Source organism: Celeribacter sp. (assembly GCF_048259695.1).
Classification (GTDB): domain Bacteria; phylum Pseudomonadota; class Alphaproteobacteria; order Rhodobacterales; family Rhodobacteraceae; genus Celeribacter.
In genome coordinates this window covers 1-16622 of the sequence record NZ_JBLXHL010000007.1, presented here as the reverse complement: position 1 = coordinate 16622, position 16622 = coordinate 1, and the positions used below count along the sequence as shown (strand labels likewise).

At 56.2% G+C, this 16622-nt stretch carries 11 protein-coding genes and 1 pseudogene; 8 read left to right on the top strand and 4 right to left on the bottom strand.

Features of this window, described 5'->3' with window-relative positions:
- Window positions 1–85 precede the first annotated feature (85 nt).
- The gene (locus ACN0Q0_RS13040; protein WP_417243839.1) at window positions 86–2479 is read left to right on the top strand and encodes a glycogen/starch/alpha-glucan phosphorylase; all 2394 of its coding nucleotides are present in this window, start codon (window positions 86–88) and stop codon (window positions 2477–2479) included.
- On the opposite strand, the gene ACN0Q0_RS13035 is transcribed toward ACN0Q0_RS13040, so the two are convergent.
- Window positions 2476–4092 (bottom strand): alpha-glucosidase family protein, encoded by a 1617-nt coding sequence (locus ACN0Q0_RS13035; protein WP_417243838.1) that lies wholly within the window; start codon window positions 4090–4092, stop codon window positions 2476–2478. The genes ACN0Q0_RS13040 and ACN0Q0_RS13035 overlap by 4 nt on opposite strands.
- A 269-nt stretch (window positions 4093–4361) precedes the next feature.
- Here ACN0Q0_RS13035 and ACN0Q0_RS13030 point away from each other — a divergent pair, with 269 nt between their 5' ends.
- The 4 genes from ACN0Q0_RS13030 (at window position 4362) to ACN0Q0_RS13015 (ending at window position 7777) form a co-directional block, all read left to right on the top strand.
- Window positions 4362–4964, top strand: a complete 603-nt coding sequence (locus ACN0Q0_RS13030; protein WP_417243837.1) for a class I SAM-dependent methyltransferase — start codon at window positions 4362–4364, stop codon at window positions 4962–4964.
- A gap of 106 nt (window positions 4965–5070) precedes the next feature.
- Window positions 5071–5346, top strand: a complete 276-nt coding sequence (locus ACN0Q0_RS13025) for a 4Fe-4S dicluster domain-containing protein (RefSeq protein WP_417243836.1) — start codon at window positions 5071–5073, stop codon at window positions 5344–5346.
- 2 nt (window positions 5347–5348) lie between these two features.
- Window positions 5349–6035, top strand: coding sequence for a ferric reductase-like transmembrane domain-containing protein (locus ACN0Q0_RS13020; RefSeq protein ID WP_417243835.1), 687 nt, complete (start codon window positions 5349–5351; stop codon window positions 6033–6035).
- Window positions 6035–7777: an FAD-binding protein gene (locus ACN0Q0_RS13015; protein ID WP_417243834.1), complete on the top strand. Its 1743-nt coding sequence runs from the start codon at window positions 6035–6037 to the stop codon at window positions 7775–7777. Before ACN0Q0_RS13020 ends, ACN0Q0_RS13015 begins: the two co-directional genes overlap by 1 nt.
- A 138-nt stretch (window positions 7778–7915) precedes the next feature.
- Here ACN0Q0_RS13015 and ACN0Q0_RS13010 read toward each other — a convergent pair whose 3' ends face one another.
- Complete coding sequence (locus ACN0Q0_RS13010; protein ID WP_417243833.1) at window positions 7916–8542, bottom strand: cysteine hydrolase family protein; 627 nt, start codon at window positions 8540–8542, stop codon at window positions 7916–7918.
- Window positions 8543–9075: 533 nt separating this feature from the next.
- Here ACN0Q0_RS13010 and ACN0Q0_RS13005 point away from each other — a divergent pair.
- Window positions 9076–11079 carry a putative bifunctional diguanylate cyclase/phosphodiesterase gene (locus tag ACN0Q0_RS13005; protein ID WP_417243832.1) on the top strand — a complete coding sequence of 668 codons (2004 nt, stop codon included), beginning with the start codon at window positions 9076–9078 and terminating at the stop codon, window positions 11077–11079.
- On the opposite strand, the gene ACN0Q0_RS13000 is transcribed toward ACN0Q0_RS13005, so the two are convergent.
- A complete protein-coding gene (locus ACN0Q0_RS13000) occupies window positions 10968–13124 on the bottom strand; it encodes an ATP-binding protein (protein ID WP_417243831.1) in 2157 nt (718 codons plus the stop codon). The genes ACN0Q0_RS13005 and ACN0Q0_RS13000 overlap by 112 nt on opposite strands.
- 178 nt (window positions 13125–13302) lie before the next feature.
- Window positions 13303–13674 (bottom strand): response regulator, encoded by a 372-nt coding sequence (locus ACN0Q0_RS12995; RefSeq protein ID WP_417243830.1) that lies wholly within the window; start codon window positions 13672–13674, stop codon window positions 13303–13305.
- 262 nt (window positions 13675–13936) lie between these two features.
- Between ACN0Q0_RS12995 and ACN0Q0_RS12990 the strand changes: the two are divergent.
- Window positions 13937–14287 (top strand): annotated as a pseudogene (locus ACN0Q0_RS12990) (chemotaxis protein CheB); the annotation flags it as partial.
- A 141-nt stretch (window positions 14288–14428) separates the two neighbouring features.
- Complete coding sequence (locus ACN0Q0_RS12985) at window positions 14429–16291, top strand: CheR family methyltransferase (RefSeq protein WP_417244012.1); 1863 nt, start codon at window positions 14429–14431, stop codon at window positions 16289–16291.
- The last annotated feature ends 331 nt before the right edge of the window (window positions 16292–16622 follow it).

Genomic DNA, 16622 nt, shown 5'->3' with positions numbered 1-16622 from the left:
CCACGGCCATAACCGCGGCCCCACAACAATTTGACCCGCTACCGTTTGACGCGGTGCGGCGACCATGACGACATGAGGAATATCCATGCACACCATGAATGATCTGTCCGCTGACTCATTGCGCCTCGGCATCACACAGCACCTGACCTACACGTTGGGTAAGGACAAATCACATGCGAGCCTTTACGACTGGCGCATGGCCGTCAGCTTCGCCGTGCGCGACCTCATTATCGCGCCATGGTTCGACGCCACACGCAAGACCTATGCCGAAAACGGCAAGCGGGTCTACTACCTGTCGATGGAATTTTTGATCGGGCGGATCCTTGACGATGCCATCGTCAACCTGGACCTTTTGGACACCGTCAAAGAGGTTCTGGACGGCGAAGGCATCGCACTTGATGACGTGATCGAGGACGAGCCGGACGCCGCATTGGGCAATGGCGGATTGGGCCGTTTGGCCGCCTGTTTTCTGGAAAGCATGTCCACACTTGCCTGTCCCGCCTACGGCTATGGCATTCGCTATGAGCACGGATTGTTCCGGCAGAAATTCGAGGGCGGACGACAGGTCGAGCACCCCGAAGACTGGCTCGACCAACCCCATCCGTGGGAATTTGAACGCCCCGAAGCCCGCTATACCATCCCGTATAAAGGTCACGTAGAGACGGTGGATGGCGCCTCATTCTGGCACCCCGCCGAAACAGTCCATGCACGGGCATATGACATTCCCGTGGTCGGATGGCAGGGAAAATGGGCGAATACCCTCCGCCTTTGGGGCGCGCATTCGACCGAGTTGTTCGACCTTGAACGGTTCAATTCGGGCGATCACGCCGCGGCCGCCGCCCCGGAGGAACTGGCCCGCACCCTATCGCGCGTTCTCTACCCCGAGGACACGACCGAGAGCGGCAAAGAGTTGCGCCTCAAACAGGAGTTCTTCCTCACCTCCGCCGCCCTACAGGATATTTTGCGACGGTTCCTGACCGAGTATGACGATCTTGCACTGCTCCCTGAAAAGGTCGCAATCCAGATGAACGACACCCACCCCGCCTTGGCAGGGCCGGAATTGGTGCGGCTGTTGGTTGATGTGCATGGCTTGGAGTGGGCAGCGGCAAAACGCATCGCGCAGGGATGTTTGAACTACACCAATCACACCCTTTTGCCGGAGGCTCTGGAGGCATGGTCAACGTGGCTCATGGGACGCGTGTTGCCGCGCCATATGCAAATCATCGAGCGCATCGACCACGAACATCTGGCGGCCACAGGAGCCTCACCCGACCTCGCTATCGTCAAAGACGACCAAGTCCACATGGGCGTCCTCGCCTTTGTCATGGCCTCACATGTGAACGGCGTATCTGCGCTGCACACGCAGTTGATGAAAGAAACGGTGTTTGCGGATTTGAACCGGCAATACCCGCACCGCATTCTCAACCAAACCAACGGCGTCACACCGCGCCGGTGGCTTCGCCTGTCGAACCCGTCACTGTCGCGCGTTCTGACCGACACCATTGGCGCAGGATGGGAAAACGATCTGGATCGCCTTGCCGATCTTCGCGCACATGAAAGCGACCGCGCCGTGCGCGACGCGATTGGTGCGGCCAAACGCGACAACAAAGTTGCATTGTCCAATTGGGCCTCCGGTCAACTTGGCATCACGCTTGATCCCGATGCGATGTTCGACGTGCAAATCAAGCGGATGCACGAATACAAACGCCAGTTGATGAACGTGTTCGAAACGATTGCCCGTTGGTCCGCCATCCGCGCCAACCCACAAGGCAACTGGGTCCCGCACGTCAAAATCTTTGGCGGCAAAGCGGCTCCGGGGTATTTCGTGGCCAAGGACATCATCCATCTCATCAATGATGTCGCCACCACCATCAACAACGATCCCGTCACGGGCGATCTGCTCAAAGTGGTGTACCCTGCGAACTACAATGTCTCGATGGCACAACGGTTGATCCCCGCCGCCGACCTGTCCGAACAAATCTCGACCGCGGGCAAAGAGGCGTCTGGCACGGGCAATATGAAGTTCACAATGAACGGCGCATTGACCATCGGCACGCTTGACGGAGCCAACGTCGAGATCCGCGACCATGTCGGCGCAGAGAACTTTTTTCTATTCGGAATGACCGCTGCGCAAGTGCAAGAGCGCTACAAAACGGCCGATCACGCCCGCCACGCGATCCTTGCCAGTCAGCCGCTTCAAGACGTTTTACAAATGATTGTTGAGGGCCGTTTCAGCCCCGACGACAAGAGCCGTTATAACGGTCTGGTCGATCTGACGTGGACCCACGATCCGTTCCTTGTGGCCTCGGATTTCGACAGTTACCGCACGAGCCATGCCGCCGTTGACCGCGCCTATTGCGACCCGGATCACTGGAACACTCTGGCGCTGCGCAACATTGCGGGATCCGGATTCTTTTCGTCAGACCGCACAATCAAAAGCTATATGACCGACATATGGCACACCCGAAGCCTCGGCTAGACTTTGGTCAGCGCGACCTCGGCCTCATGCGCGAAATAGGCGAACCCGTTCCCGCGCAAGGTCAGTAGACCCTCGTCAAATGCCGCACCATTGGCGAGGGTGACGATCGGGGCGCCCGTCACACGGATGACATGCACGTCGGGCGACAGGTTGAACACACAGGTGAGCGTTTCGCCCCCGGCAGTACGGGTAAAGGCCAGAATGGGTTCGGGCAACGAGATGAATGTCGTGGTGCCTCTGGCCAAAGCCGCACTGGCTTTGCGGTACGCCATCATGTCTTTGTAAAACGCCAGAATGCTGTCTTTGCCCTGCTGATCCACGGCCTTAGCGGCCTGTGGTGCCTTAACGGGAAGCCACGGCGTCCCTGTCGAAAACCCTGCGTTCGGGGCATCTTTTTCCCACACCATCGGCGTACGACATCCATCACGCCCCTTTACGGCGGGCCAATAGCGGATTGCGGGCGGGTCGGTGAGCTCATCATAGGTCAACGCGGTTTCGGTCTGACCCAATTCCTCACCCTGGTAGATGCCGATGGTCCCCTCAAACGACATCAACATCGCACAGGCAAGCCGCCCCATCGCATCCTCGGATACCGCGTGATCGGCCCAACGGCTCACCTGACGCGGGACGTCGTGGTTGCTGAACGACCAATACGGGTGGCCATCAGGAGCACCGCGTTGGAAGCCTTCGATGCAATTGCGAAAATGTTCTGCGTTGAAATCAGGACCGAGCATGGCAAAGCTGTAAGCCATGTGCAGCCGCGATGTCCCGGCGGTGTATTCGCCCATAATCTCGATCGAGCGGTTCCCCATTTCGCCAACTTCCCCGACCATCATCGTGTCGGGATACTGATCCGTGAGGCGCCGCAAACGCTCAAGAAACGCGAGGTTTTCGGGGCGTGTTTTGTTGTAGATGTTGTTCTGCATCCCATACAGATCCGTTGCCATCACTTGTGGCTTGGCCTGTGCGGGCGGGTTCGAGCGCAGCTTTTGGTCATGGAAATAGTAATTCACAGTATCCAGCCGGAACCCGTCCAACCCGCGCTCCAACCAGAATTTACAGGTATCCAGAATTGCATCAACCACATCCGGGTTGTGAAAATTCAAATCGGGCTGTGAGGCCAGAAAGTTGTGGAGGTAATACTGGCCACGCTGCGGATCAAATTCCCACGCGGGGCCGCCAAAGTGACTGTGCCAGTTTGTGGGTGGCGACCCGTCCGGCAACGGATCGGCCCAAACGTACCAATCGGCCTTGGCATTATCGCGGCTTTTGCGCGACTGCTCGAACCACTCATGTTTCTCGGAGGTGTGGGAGAGAACCTGATCGACAATAACCTTTAGCCCGCGCGCATGAGCGGATTCAATGAGCGTGTCAAAGGCGGCGATGTCACCAAACAGCGGGTCAACCGCCTTATAGTCGGACACATCATAGCCCATGTCAGCCTGTGGCGATGCAAAGATCGGCGACAGCCAGATACAGTCAACTCCCAGTGCCGCGATGTAATCCAGTCTGCGGGTGATCCCTGCGAGATCGCCAACCCCGTCACCGTTGTCATCTTGATAGGACCGGGGATAGACCTGATAGATTACCGCGCTGCGCCACCATTCGTTCATATGCTGTCTCCTTGACCTTTTCACCTTATCATTCGCTTACATGATGAAAAGGGCGGACGACCATGGTGACGCATTTTATAGCCACCTGAGCCCCTTGGTGGACCAAGACGCAAGCACACCAAAAAACCTGTGTTCAGGTTGCGAAATGCGGTTCCTTTGCCCCATAAAAACTTTCCTCCGGTCATTGCTGTGTTTTAGTCTTCAATTTCGGGCGCTGGCGGCTATGACGTATGCCAGAGGGCCAATTCAAAACGTAAAATGGGTGCGGTATGACGCAGGATGTCGGGGAATTGCGCGTAGATTTTGTCAGCGGAGCCGTCGCGCACCGGCTTCGGTTTGGTGGCGGGCGCGGACAAGCACTCGCAAAAGCAATGGGGCTGCGTTCCGGAAAGACCCCGATGATCGTCGACGCCACCGCAGGTTTGGGTCGGGATTCCTTTTTGTTGGCGTCACTCGGCGCACAGGTCGTCATGATTGAGCGGTCCGAAAAAATGCACGCCTTATTGGTCGACGGCATGGACCGCGCCCGTCAAGAGGGCGGCGAGTTTCGTGATATCATTGACCGCATGACACTGTTGAAAGGCGACGCCAAAGAGCTTTTGCCAACTCTGTCTGGTGAGGCAATCCTGATCGACCCCATGCACCCACCCCGCAAAAACTCGGCCTTGGTCAAACGCGAATTGCGTCAAGTCCGCGAGATCGTCGGCACCGATGAGGACGCCGCTGATCTGGTGCGTGTCGCGCTTGAACATGCTCTCAAACGGGTTGTGTTGAAATGGCCCGCCAAAGCCGATCCGATCAACGGAGTTCGCCCCTGCTCCCACCAGATCCTCGGAAAATCAACACGTTACGACGTGTTTATGACGGGCTGAACCCCTGCGACAGCCCAAAGACAAGACATCTTGCATCACGGTCGGGACATTCACCCATTCGTGACGGGATGCGGTAAACGCCCCCGACCTTTGATCAGCGACGGAAATGCCCGGCCCATCCGTAAAAAGGAAGACTGCCAACATTAGGCATAATACAGTTGGAGAACGGGCCATGACGATCAAGAGCATCAATGGATGTATCGGGTGCGGGGAATGTGTCAAATCCTGCCCTTGCGACGTCATCCGGATGGACCGCGGAAAAGCGGTGATCACCTATCCCGCTGACTGCCAAATCTGCCATCTGTGCCGAATGTATTGCCCCGTTGACGCCATCGAGATGTCTCCGGAAAAATCCATTCCCGTCATTGTGCCGTGGGGGTAGTCATGAAGCTCAACGCCCAACCGTTTGTGTTTGCCTTAACCGCCACCACGTTTATAGGTCTGCCCCTTCTTCTTTATGTCCAAGGTGAAGCGCCCGTACGCAGTTGGCTCAAAGAGGGCCTGTCGGTCCTCACGATCCTCGCCTTTACCCTCATGCTGATGCAATATTTTCTTGCCCGCTCAAACGAAACATTGCTGCGCCTGTTCAAAGGCCCAAGTGTGCAAAAAGTACATAAATACATTGCCTACAGCGCAATATCGATCCTCGCCCTGCACCCCTTCCTGATCGTTTTGCCGCGCTATTTCGAGGCGGGCATCAAACCGTGGGATGCATTTTGGATCATGGTCACAAACGTCAACAGCCTCGGCGTGGTGTTGGGTCTGATCGCTTGGGCCGCCATGATCTCTCTCGGGATCACTGCCTATGCTCGCACAAATATGATGCGCCGTTTCAAAAACCGTTACCGCGGGTGGCGTGCGTTTCATGCGTTTCTCGCCGTCAGCTTTACCGTGGTGGCGATCTGGCATGCGATCGAGCTTGGCCGTCATACAGATCTGGCCATGAGCAGCTTTTTCCTCGTCATCGCAACCCTCGGAGTGGGAATGCTCGCGGGTCTATATCGGCCCGAACGCACCCGAAAATCGCCCCCCGCGCCACTCGACACCACCTTTCCGCAAGGAGCAAAATAATGTCCGGCACCCTCACTCCGAACCGTCGACAATTCCTCGCCCTCGGAGGGGCAGCGGCAGGGATTGCAGGTCTGGGTATGACCGCATGGGCCGCCAATAACGTCGAGTTTGATCCCGACGCTCTCACCAACACGGATTACGTCACGGATGTCCTTGTGATTGGTGGCGGCATGGCGGGCCTGTTCGCAGCCGTGAAAGCGCACGATGCAGGCGCAAGCACGATGATCGTATCCAAGGGGCGGTTGGGCTCCTCTGGCCTCACGCCCTTTGCCAAGGGATTTTTCGCCTACGATGCGGCAACCGAGACACTGACCCCCGACGAATTCGCCGAAACGGTTGAACGCTCGGCCCTTGGGACATCCAACCCCGTATTCACCAAGCAACTTGCCGTGCACTCCAAAGCCCGCGCACAAGAGTTACAGGAATGGGGATTTTTTGACCAAACGTTGGCCAACCGCCCCTTCATGACCCCTATAAACGAGCGTGACATCCCGTTGGTCGAACGGGTGATGGTCACCCATCTGATCAAGGAAGGCGGCCGAGCCGTCGGCGCAGCGGGGTTTCGGCTAGATACCGAGGAAACCGTGACCATTCTGGCGAAAACCGTTGTCTTGTGTACAGGCGCGGGCGGGTTCAAACCGAGCGGTTTCCCTGTCTGTGACCTCACCCACGACGGCACCATCATGGCCTATGAGATCGGCGCAAAGGTAACGGGCAAAGAGTGGAATGACGGACACACGACCAAGTCGGTGAACCCCGCCGCGTGTTACGACAATTGGGGGGATATGTTTGACCGCATCCCTGCGACAAACGGTGTGGAAATCCACCATGACCTCGGCGTCGACGACAACTACACCGCCTATATGTCCGGAAACCCCGTCACGGGTGGCCCCGGACGCAGTTCCGGAACCGTCGAGGGCGGCCCCTACACGCCGGCGGAGTTTGTCCGCGACATGGGTGCGCCGCCCTCGGGTGGCGGCGAAGGTGGGGCGCCCTCTGGCCCGCCCCCTGGCAGTGGCGAAGGCGGCGCACCAGGTGGCCCTCCGGGTGGCGGACAAATGAGCCCCTCGATGGGGGGCGCATCTGCGGGCATGGCGATCCACAAATCCGAAGGCCTCGTACCTGTGAATGAAACGGGCCTCACCACAATCCCCGGTCTCTATGCGGCGGGCGATGCGCTTGGCAGTTACATGGCGGGCGGCATCTACACACAAATCGGCTCCTCTTTGGCGGGATCGGCGGTACAGGGCGCGATTGCGGGCGAAGCGGCCGCCGCCGACGCCGCAGGTATGTCGGCAGTTGCCGTCTCCGAAAGCCTGTTGGCGCAAATCACCGCGGACATTCTGGCCCCGCTGAAGCGCGAGGCGGGCTATGGCCCTGCGTGGGTGACGCAAACGTTGCAAGGCGTCATGATCCCGAACTTTGTGCTCTACATCAAAAAGGAAACCATGATGGCGGCGGCCCTGACCTATATCGAAGAGCTGCGCGATCACCATGCACCGATGTTACGAGCCGCCAATATGCACGAGCTGCGCCTCGCTCATGAGACGCGAAACATGATCCTCTCGGCAGAAATGAAACTGCGCGCGTCGATGATGCGCACGGAGAGTCGTTGCAGCCACTACCGCCTCGACTACCCGAATGTGGACGACGAAAACTGGCGTGCCTGGATCAATCTTTTCAAGGGGGCCGATGGGACCATGCAGCTAGAAAAACAACCGTTTGGGACATGGCCCGCGTAAGGGCTCGAAACCCTGCGCGACATGACTGGCGAAACACGCCACAGACACTTGCAATGACCACAGGCCCGCTATCATCCGGGCGAACGGAAACTCAAGGTTCCGTGCGGTTCAAAAGCGGCCTTGGCTCACGGCACAAACCTATTGAATGCTTACGTTTTGGGACAGCATCAAACGCTCTGCGCGCGCCGCCGCGTTAGGATCGGCCGCCAATGTACCGTCTTTAACGATAGTCACATCGTAGCCTCTTTTTCGTGCGGAAAGGACGGTTTTCAGCACGCAATAGCTGAGGTCCAATCCGACAACACGAAGGCGCCCAACCTCGTACTTTTGTAGAAGAGAATCTAGCTCTGTGGTTTCAAACGCGTCCTGAACCCGTTTAATCAATACATGGTCAGCACACTCGGAAAATGGTTCGGCCAATTCGGTTCCCGATGTCCCCTCAATGGCCTGACTGTGCATCGCAATACGGGCGATCGCTTTGGTGGACGGTATTGACCATTCTTGACGCACAGCAATCACCGGAGCACCAGAGCTTCGCGCGACGTCAACCTCATCTAGAATTCGTTTCTGTACCGCGGCTTTCGCGCCCCCGGAGTAAGGCCCATCATCCCAGAAAACGGTTTGCAGATCGATAAGCAGCAATGCCGTCCCCGCGCGATCACCGATTTGCTGACCGCGACTGATCGCCCCGATGCGCCAAGCGCCGTATCCCAGCCAAACAAGAGCGCTTAGCATAAGCACACCAATTAGATATCCCAGTGCCATATGTGTCTCCCGAAATGCCTTTGCGCGGTTCGCAGATGGTCAGGACCATCCCCGACCTCATCGCCGTCAAAAGTAATGCCCAAGTGAATCGCCCCCGTTTTAACGGAGACTGTTACGTTCATCTTATACGACTTTACCGACTGTGTTCACCTTTGCATAGAACGCCTCCTCAGCCTCGGGTGGCGTGGTATATGCGACAGGGTCGAGCAGGCGACGATTGTTGAACTGCCCCAAAGACCAACATGTTATATTGTCGGGCCCGTGCCATTGCGGGAGGCAGTTCGTCATCCCTTTTGGCTTGATCCGATGCGTTACCGACCACTCTCAACAGCCCGATGCGCATAGAACATAAAGGGGGCTGTCGGGCTCCGCCTGAGCAAAATTGACCGCCAGAACACCTGAAAAATGGCGGCACGTATCTCGTTTTTATCGAAAGACTCTTTTAACCAAGTCCCATTATTTTCCAAACCACTGATGTGAAGGCGGATTTCCCTGTCGTCATGAGAAATAAACGATGTGCGATGGTGTGTGCGATGGATTCCAGTTTTTCCTACCATATTTGCGAAACCGATGATCCATATGCGGATCAGTTCTACGCGATCGCCGAGCGTATTTATGACAGTGTGCGTGGATTGGGGGTTGCCGATTTTGCCATTGGCGCGGATCGGTCCTTGTTTGCTGAAGAGCACATTTACAGGAACGGCACCACCGCATGCCTTTCGGATGCCGAATTATTCGCGATTGTGGAGCATCACGGGAATGATTCCCCTGATGGCGCAGCAAAATGTGAGCATGTCGAGACCGGCGTGACAAATCTGGACACCTATTTGTTTCGCGTCTTCGGCCCGGATGGGACTCTCCTTGTCTGGTCTATGGTTGGGTTCCTGGCGAGCGAAGTTGAACACAGAGACGCCCGACGCCTTTGCGATCATGTGCAAGGCATTGTCACACACTTCATCCAGCTCTGGTTTTCAAACCTGCAAATCGAACTTGAGTTGGTCGCAGAAAAAAAACGTAGCAAACGGCTTGAGAGAGTCGGACAACAAGATCATTTGACCCGGTTGAACAATGCCGCAGCCTTTAAATCGCGCGCCGATGACATACTTGGCAAAACGTCTCAAATGGCGACTCTCATCTTGTTGGATGTGGATAATTTCAAAGCGGTCAACGATGTCTTTGGCCATCCATTCGGTGACCGGTATCTCAAGCAGATCGCGCGGGCGATGGCAGCGAGTTTGCCAAAAGGGTCAATCATCGGGCGCATGGGCGGAGATGAATTTGCCGCATTTGTGCCGTTGCCGATGGCCTTACAGCGCATTCAATTCACGTCATCGCGCGGGCTTGATGAATGGATGAAAAGCTTCACAACAGATGTCATGCGTCGCTGCGCCTATCAGGTGCGCAAAGCCATCAAGCAACTTGGCAAGGCCGATCTTGGTGATGTGAGCATGGGCGCGGCCATTTATCCGTTGCAATCAGACAATCTGGAACGCTTGATCGAATTGGCTGATGCGGCGGTCTATGCCAACAAGGGTGGCCCACAAAACAAGCAGCCATTGGTCTTTGACGCAGACAATCATTACGCATTTAGCAACCGGCTTTTGAAGCGCCGGTTCAAGCGGGCCATCGAGACGGGCCAGATCGTTCCGTTTTTGCAGCCCATTGTGAACCTTCAGTCCGGCGAAATATCCGGCTTTGAGGCGTTGGCCCGGTGGCATGATGATCGTCTTGGCTATCTGGTCCCCGCCGATTTCCGTCAGGTGTTCAAGGACCCCGATATGGCCCAGGAGGTCACCCGTGCTGTGGCCCAACAGGCCTTCAAACAACTGGCGCAAATACGCTCGTTTTCGCAAACCGGTACGGAGCGTGTATCGATCAACCTGTCGACATGCGAATTGATCGATCCCCAATTTGTCTTTGCGATGGACGACATGTTGCAAGAGGCCGGCCTGCCGTGGGCGGCACTGGATATTGAAGTTACAGAAAAAGTCATGATGGGACCGATCAACGGTCCCGTCTTTCGCACCGTATCTGAAATGCGGTCGCGTGGGGCCCGCATTGCCCTTGATGACTTCGGCACAGGGTATGGCGGCCTTCAGCACTTGAAAGACTGGCCGATTGATATCTTGAAGATTGATCGGTCCTTTCTGACCAACATTGAAGAAACCCATGGGAACCGCGTCATCGTGAAAGCGATTGTCGAGATTGCTTCACAACTGGATTTGAGTGTAGTGGCAGAAGGCGTAGAGACAGACGCGGTCCATAAATTTGTGACGGATCTGGGCTGTACTGCCGGGCAAGGATATCTCTACTCGCGTCCGCAGCGGGCCGATCTCATCGCTCGCGCCATGTTAAATGCCAAAAACTGGAACGACCTAAAGGCGGATCTGGAGAAATCACAAAGTGACGATGAAACGAATACCGTTCACGATTTTCCGGTCAAAAGCATCGACAGTGATTGGACAATTGCTTTGACTGAGACCGGTTTTTGCAGCACCAACGCTGCACCGCGAGCACAGGCCGCATCGAAGGCATGAGAACGGGCCAAAAGCAGGATCGCAGCATTGGGAAGTGCGCTGTGAACGCGTTGATCGTGGCCCTCACAAAGGTGGCTTGAAATCACAACAGCTGCGCATGCATCAAGAATACCGGGATCCAGTGATGCAATCTCCGTCACATTACTTAGGACGTGAGGCCGCGCCCCGCGCAGTTTCAACACCTCGGGTAACAAGGAGCACAGCTCCTCGTTCGTTTCAATCACGACAATGACTGCGCCATCCAAGCTGTCAGCCTCGTCAGGCAAGGCCGGTATGTGATCATGATCGCCGCGCGACAGAGACAGGGTCGCGGTGGTGCCGACGTCGACCCGCGATGCAATGGAGAATTTTCCTTTTGATTGGGCCGCAAAGCGGTCAACCATCGCAAGGCCCAAACCGGTCCCGCCAGTGTGGGCGCGGGTGGTGAAAAAAGGCTCGCAAACCCGGTCAAGCATCTCGGCGGATATGCCCGGCCCGTTATCTTCACACACGATATCAATGGTGTCGTGGTCGCGCGCATATGCCGTAATGCTAACTTTGCCTTCTGCAGCGCCACTTTCCGCTAACGCATGTCCAGCATTCAAAATCAAATTGATCAGCGCCGCTTCCAATTCCCCGTGTGCCGTCAGCGCGATCAAATGCGCGTCGACAGGGTGGATCTCCAACGCGAATTCAGGCGGATAACCGGCCGCACGGGCCATGGCTGGAAGCGTTGCAAGAACGCGTGCGATGTCGACGGGGGTGCTCGACATACGTTCGTTTCTTGTCAGGTCGAGAAGCTTGGCACTCAATTCCACTCCGCGCTCACACGCGTGCGCGATCACATCAAGCTGTGCCTTCAGTTGCTCGGACGGGTTTTGTAGCGCCGCGGTATCCGCCGATAGCCGAATTGCGCCAAGAAAATTACCCATTTCATGGGCCACACCGCCCGCGACAACCGCGATTGCATCGTGGCGCTCCATCTCGGACAGGCTCTGACGCAGGCGCCATGTTTGCGTTTGATCACGGACGGTCAGAACGGTCAGCGACGTGATGCCGGATGTGTCTAACTGCGCCACCGCTCCGGTCTGTTTGCATGCGAACATCAGAACGCGTTCGGATCCATCCGCGGCGAGATAGGCCACGTGCAGCGTTGTGTCCGAGCGATCAAGCACCAAGTGTTCATATGGGCGATCACGCTCCTCCAACACACTTCGGGTTTCGGGCGTAAAGAAACGTGTCGTTGATAGCCACGTCATCGCATCGTCGCCTTGCCCGACGAATTCCGCGATCTTGGCGTTGTGTGTCACCAGATTTCCCTGCGCGTCAAAGACGAATGCACCGACCTCTATGCCATTCAGGATGGCCTCGAACAGGGTAATGGTCCTGCGCGCTTCCAATTCTTGAAAGCTGCGATTGCGGGTCACCAGAATTGTAATTGTGACGGCCAACACAGAGAGAACAATGGCCAGAACGGGTACTTTGAGCGAAGGGGGAATGAATTCGCCTGCCGGCGTGACATTCAAAAGCCAGACAAGAAGAATCGGCACCGCGATAACCGCCGGCATTGCCCATAAGGCTGCTCGGCTTGCCTGTGTCGTCTGGAATAGGCTTGCTGTCCAGTTTTCAGTGCTGCGCAACAACAGGATGGAAAAGGACAACAGGGCCAGACTGATCCCCGTTTTGAGGGAGGTGGCCGACAGGATAAACAGCTCGTAAAGGGCCGGAGCGTCGAACAGATAGCCTGCGATAATGACACCACTGAGCAAGGCCACGATTGTGGTCAGGCCTGCGTGGATGGCGGCCGTGATCTTGCCTGTTTGTAGGCTGAGAATCAAAGACAAGGACAGAGCCAGAAGCGCCCCTGAACTTGTGAGGGACATGCGACCGGTGTGCGGCGAAAGATCGTCCACCGAAGCGATCGAACCCGCCAACGTGGTCACCGCAACCGCACAGACAATTATGGTGGCGCCGACTGCGAATTTTCGCGTGTAGCGCTCCCCGCTTTGGGCGGCTATGGCTGCGGTAGCAAGCAACGCCACGGAGGCTGCGGTCGAAGGGACCATTGCTGCGTAGCGGGGGTGGACACGAACGAAAAAATCGATCCCGCCTCCCCCCCGAGCGCCAGAACGAGCGTAGCAAGAACAAGCGCACATAGGGCAAAAACCGTTCCGCAACCTTTCGCGGTCGTGCAGTTCAGTGCGGCGCTCATTTCGACATACCGCTCATTGGCGCCGCTCCCGCCTATATGCCCAGAATATCACGCACGAGTGTATCGAGTTCGGCCAGAGAGACCGTTTTCTTGATCCGTGCTTCTGCGGTTGTAAACCCTCGTTTGAAGATGGGAGAATCGAACAACTCCGCTCGCCCCGTAATAATAACGGCAGGCAAATCGGGGTCGAAACTCTTGACATGATGCAAGGCTGTGGCCCCCCCGCCATCGGGCATCATGATGTCAAGAAAAACGACATCGAACCCGTCCGGAGCGGCGTTCAGTGCATCCGGCACACTTGACCCGGATGTCACGCTGACAACATCATGGCCAAGCGCGGTCATGCCTGCGGTGAATGCACGGCGATAATCGGCATCATCATCTGCAATCAGAATTCTGGCCATCACGCACTCCCTGAGGTTGTTTAACTTTTACTATGTGTTAGCCTAATGTGAAACACAAGTCGTGTAGGGGAGGCGCGGGCGTGCTATGAGTTCGGTCAAAGTCAGTGCAAAGACGTCCCGCGAGCTAAGCGGCATCCCTCTTGTCGCGATCGGCGCGTCGGCAGGTGGCCTTGAGCCGCTCGAAGTATTTTTCAAAAATGCCCCCACGGATCGGGGTTGATGCTACGTGGTCATCCAACACCTGTCGCCGGATTTTCGCTCGATGATGAACGAGCTGCTCGGGCGCAAGACCACAATGAAGATAAAGCATATCGACGATGGGACGCAGATCGAACCGAATACGGTGTTTCTGAATCGCCCCAATTCGTCGGCAGTGCTCGAAGATGGCGTCTTCAGAACGCGCGAGTACCAGAGCAACGATAATCTGCCCCATCTGCCGATTGACACGTTTTTTGCCTCGCTTCCACCGCGCAATATGGCTCACACAGCAGCGGTGATCCTGTCGGGTTCGGGCAGTGACGGAACGCGCGGCACGCAAGCCGTACACAACTCGGGCGGCGCCGTGATTGCTCAATCCCCGAGTGAGGCCGATTTCCCGTCCATGCCCAAAGCGCTGATCACAGCGGGCAATGCCGACCACATCCTCAAAGCGGCTGATATGCCATCTGCAATTGCACAGATATTCGAACAGGGGCGGCGGGTTCAGCTTAACCTTGGCGGGGAGCGCCAGGATACGGCCAAGGAAATCCTGCGCTTGCTCGAAGAACAACACAATATCGATTTTACTCCCTACAAAGCGGACAACGTGGTGCGCCGCATCGAGCGCCGTCAGCATTTGCGCGGGCTCAAATCCATGGATGCCTACCTTCAGCAGATGCATGAGAACACGAGTGTGATCGACGAGCTGTATCAGGACCTACTCATCGGGGTGACCCACTTTTTCCGTGATCCTCAGGCTATGATCCTATTACGCAAAATGGTGATAGAGCCTTTGGTGGCGAACGCGACGCCTGATAAGCCACTGCGCATCTGGGTCCCCGGCTGCGCGAGCGGGCAGGAGGCGTATACCATCGCCATGCTCGTTGCCGAAACGATCCGTGAATCCCAGGCCACATGCCAGTTTCGCATAATTGCGACCGATGTTCACAAGCGCTCCCTGGATATCGCATCGGCCGGTGTCTACACGACCGATTCGATACAAAACATTCCCGAGGAGTTGCGCCACCGGTATTTCCAGAATTCAGGCGATAACTGGACCGTTTCCCATGATCTTCGCCAACGCATTATTTTCTCGATTCACAACGCCCTCACTGACCCGCCGTTTCTGGATCTGGATCTGGTATCGTTTCGCAATGTGCTCATCTATTTCAAGGACGAGGCCCAGATCCGCGTCCTTGCGATGTTCCTCTTCGGCTTGAAGTCCGAAGGCTACCTATTTTTGGGCCCATCCGAAAGCCTTGGCCAACATTCGGACGATTTTACGGTGATCGAAAGTCGCTGGCGGTTGTTTCAGAAGAAATCGACGCGCAGTCGTCATCTCAATCCCGCGTTGTTGTCGTCAACTGTCGGGCGCCGCGTAAATCGTCCCTATCAGGATTTGATCGAACCTGTACCCGCCCGCAAGCGCAATTCAATGCTTCAGGATGTCTCTGAAACGCGCAGCCGTGAAACCTTAATGCGCAGCTATGATTTGTTGCTCAAACAATATGCCCCGTCGTCCATCCTGATTACGTCGGATGGTTCCGTGCTCAGTTGGTTTGGCACGGCATCGGCATTCATCGACACCATGAACAACATGGCCGAATGGACGGTCGAAGGGGTCATTCATCCCGACCTGCAATTTGTGATCAATGTGGGCATCCAGAAATTGCGTTCAGGCGAATTGGAAAGCCTCAGCCGCAAAGTGAGCGTCGATATGGGGACCAATCACAGGCAAACCTGTGTATTGACGCTCGAAGCTCTCGAAATGTCGCTCACACCGCAATTGATGCTTGTCCGCATCCAACTCGAAGAGGATCCGGACGAACAACCACGCGCCGCGGAAAGCCTCGAAGTGTCGACAACAACCTCCGAGGACACAGCCTTGCTCGCCCGCCGCATTCGCGAGTTGGAACGGGACTTGAAGCTGACCGAAGAAACCCTGCAGCATGTCACAGAACGCCTCGAAGCGAGTGGAGAGGAACTTCAGGCCTCGAACGAGGAGCTGCATGCCGTGAACGAGGAACTCGTCTCGCTCAGCACCGAGCATGAACGCAAGATCGAGCTTTATACGGCTCTCAATTCCGAAACAGATTATCTGCTAAAGGCACTCGGCATTGGCGTGATCGTTGTCGATGCCGATCTGCGGATTCTGCGGTTCAGTACATTGGTGGCTTCCGCATTCGAAATGGAAGCACATGATGTGAGGCGAAATCTGCGCATCATTGGCCCACGACTTGATTTTGTTGATCTGCCCGCTCTGACGGCCCAAGTGATAGAAAATAATGAAATTGCGCTTGTCAGCGGCGCGCAGGACGGAACCAATTATGCAATCGAAGTTCACCCGATGCAGACCGATATGGTCGGCGGCGAAATGCCGTCTGCGGTCCTGATTTTCAAAAGCCTGCCAGCCGCGTAACACGAAACGCTCAGGGGCGATGGTAATCCCCCCAGAACGTATCAGTAAGCTCTAAGCTGCTTTCAGTTTCTGCATCGGGGTCATGCCGCCGATGCCCATGTTTGGGCTTCCATTGTTGTAAGTCCCGAAGTTGTAAGTCACGAACCATATTGAATGTCATTGAGAACTAACCCGATGATGTCACCGAGATTTGACCCGCACTTAGTTATGTTTCGTCGGCTAAGCTTTGGTCAATGAGAAGGCCTCCTTTGCGGCTGCTCGCAACAGCCAAGCGGCTTCCTTGGGTGGCCTAAGAGACGTACCATGAACAGTTGCTCTGTTTATCGAGCCA

Coding starts and splice junctions, on each gene's coding strand:
- ACN0Q0_RS13040 (WP_417243839.1), top strand. CDS start 86: ATGCACACCATGAATGATCTGTCCGCTGACTCATTGCGCCTCGGCATC.
- ACN0Q0_RS13035 (WP_417243838.1), bottom strand. CDS start 4,092: ATGAACGAATGGTGGCGCAGCGCGGTAATCTATCAGGTCTATCCCCGG.
- ACN0Q0_RS13030 (WP_417243837.1), top strand. CDS start 4,362: ATGACGCAGGATGTCGGGGAATTGCGCGTAGATTTTGTCAGCGGAGCC.
- ACN0Q0_RS13025 (WP_417243836.1), top strand. CDS start 5,071: ATGCCCGGCCCATCCGTAAAAAGGAAGACTGCCAACATTAGGCATAAT.
- ACN0Q0_RS13020 (WP_417243835.1), top strand. CDS start 5,349: ATGAAGCTCAACGCCCAACCGTTTGTGTTTGCCTTAACCGCCACCACG.
- ACN0Q0_RS13015 (WP_417243834.1), top strand. CDS start 6,035: ATGTCCGGCACCCTCACTCCGAACCGTCGACAATTCCTCGCCCTCGGA.
- ACN0Q0_RS13010 (WP_417243833.1), bottom strand. CDS start 8,542: ATGGCACTGGGATATCTAATTGGTGTGCTTATGCTAAGCGCTCTTGTT.
- ACN0Q0_RS13005 (WP_417243832.1), top strand. CDS start 9,076: ATGGATTCCAGTTTTTCCTACCATATTTGCGAAACCGATGATCCATAT.
- ACN0Q0_RS13000 (WP_417243831.1), bottom strand. CDS start 13,124: ATGGTCCCTTCGACCGCAGCCTCCGTGGCGTTGCTTGCTACCGCAGCC.
- ACN0Q0_RS12995 (WP_417243830.1), bottom strand. CDS start 13,674: ATGGCCAGAATTCTGATTGCAGATGATGATGCCGATTATCGCCGTGCA.